The sequence below is a fragment of the Clavibacter sp. MX14-G9D genome (genome assembly GCF_032917815.1).
In the GTDB taxonomy this organism is placed as follows: Bacteria; Actinomycetota; Actinomycetes; order Actinomycetales; family Microbacteriaceae; genus Clavibacter; species Clavibacter michiganensis_K.
Window position 1 is genome coordinate 1 of sequence record NZ_JAVCVL010000357.1, and the last position, 1,419, is coordinate 1,419.

A 1,419-nucleotide genomic window follows, 5' to 3' on the forward strand; every position below is an offset into this window, starting at 1 on the left:
GAGGTCGCGTCGCGGCGGCCGGGAGCGGCCGCCCTCCCGCTCCTTCTGTTCGCGGGGGCCGCGGTCGCGCAGGTCGTCGCCGCTCGGGCGCGCGGTCGCCGGACGCGGATCCGAGCCCTGGCGGTGGCGGGTGCCGCCCTCGTCGCCGCGGCGGTGGCCATGCCGTACCTCGTGACGGCGTCGCTGCAGAGCGGCGCGCTGGTGCTGTCCGCCGCCCTGCTGCTCCGCCGGGCTCCGGGGAGGGATCCGGTCAGTTGAGCGGACGCGTCCCCTCGGGTAGCGCGCCGCCCGCGTAGAGGGCGGTCGCGGTGTTCTGGAGCGCGGTCAGCGCGACGCGCTGCGTCCACGGGCCGTAGGAGATGCGCGCGACGCCGAGCTCCTCGAACCGGGCGGGGGAGAGGGAGCCGGGGATCCCGATGACGGTGAGGCGTTGCGGTCCGACGGCGTCGACCAGCGTGCGCACCTCGTCCTCCGTGAGCGGGCCGGGCACGAAGACGCTCGTGGCGCCCGCGGCGAGGTAGGCGCGCGAGCGCTCGACGGCGTCGGCGAGGACGTCGGACCGGTCGCGGTCGCCGCCCCGGACGTACGCGTCGGTGCGGGCGTTGAGGGCGAAGGGCACGCCCTCCGCCTGAGCCGCGGCGACGGCCGCCTCGACGGCGCGCACGGAGTCGGCGAGCGGCCGCATGCCGTCCTCCAGGTTCGCGCCGACGACGCCGACGCCGATGGCGCGGCGCACGGTCTCGCCGGCGTCGCCGTAGCCCGACTCGAGGTCGGCGGAGACGGGCTGCTCCACGGCGGCGACGATGCGGCCGATCATGTCGAGGTGCAGGTCGAGCGGGATCCGCTCGCCGTCCTCGTAGCCGAAGGTCGCGGCGATGGAGTGGCTCGCGGTGGCGAGGGCCCGGGTCTCGGGGAGCGCGGCGACGGCGGCGGCCGAGATCGCGTCCCACACGTTCACCACCCGGAGGAGCTCGGGTGCGGTGTGGAGGTCGACGAGGGTCTGCCCGCGGGCGGCGATGGTCATGGTCCGACCCTAGGGCGGGCGCCGGACGGACGGGGGCGCGGGATCGGCGGATGGCCACCGCGTCTCGGGGATGATGGGGGCATGACCCCCGACCGCCCCGCCGCCCCCGCGCGATACCGCGTCGAGGAGCACCGCGCGGCCGTGCGCGCCCTCCTCGCCCCGCTCGCGGACCTGCCCGGCGAGGAGCTGCCCGTCGACGCGGGCGCGCTCACGCGGGATCCGCACCGCTACGCCGACCGCGTGCTCGCCCACGACGTCACCAGCCCCCTCGACCTCCCGCCCTTCCGCAACTCGCAGATGGACGGCTACGCCGTGCGCGCGGCGGACCTCCTCGCCGCGTCGCCCGCACGCCCGGTCGCCCTCCGCGTCGCCGCGCGGATCCCCGCCGGCCGCGC

The 1,419-nt window shown here is 77.7% G+C and carries 2 protein-coding genes and 1 pseudogene; 2 read left to right on the forward strand and 1 reads right to left on the reverse strand.

Features of this window, described 5'->3' with window-relative positions; genetic code table 11:
• Positions 1-258, forward strand: a 258-nt coding sequence (locus Q6969_RS15585) for a hypothetical protein (RefSeq protein ID WP_317231257.1), incomplete at its 5' end; no start/stop codon positions are given.
• Here the strand turns inward: Q6969_RS15585 and Q6969_RS15590 are convergent.
• Positions 251-1,024, reverse strand: coding sequence for an isocitrate lyase/phosphoenolpyruvate mutase family protein (locus Q6969_RS15590; RefSeq protein ID WP_317231258.1), 774 nt, complete (start codon positions 1,022-1,024; stop codon positions 251-253). The two genes, Q6969_RS15585 and Q6969_RS15590, sit on opposite strands and share 8 nt — an antisense overlap.
• Positions 1,025-1,105: 81 nt before the next feature.
• On the opposite strand from Q6969_RS15590, the pseudogene Q6969_RS15595 reads away from it, so the two are divergent.
• Positions 1,106-1,419 (forward strand): annotated as a pseudogene (locus Q6969_RS15595) (molybdopterin molybdenumtransferase MoeA); the annotation flags it as partial.

Coding starts and splice junctions, on each gene's coding strand:
- Q6969_RS15590 (WP_317231258.1), bottom strand. CDS start 1,024: ATGACCATCGCCGCCCGCGGGCAGACCCTCGTCGACCTCCACACCGCA.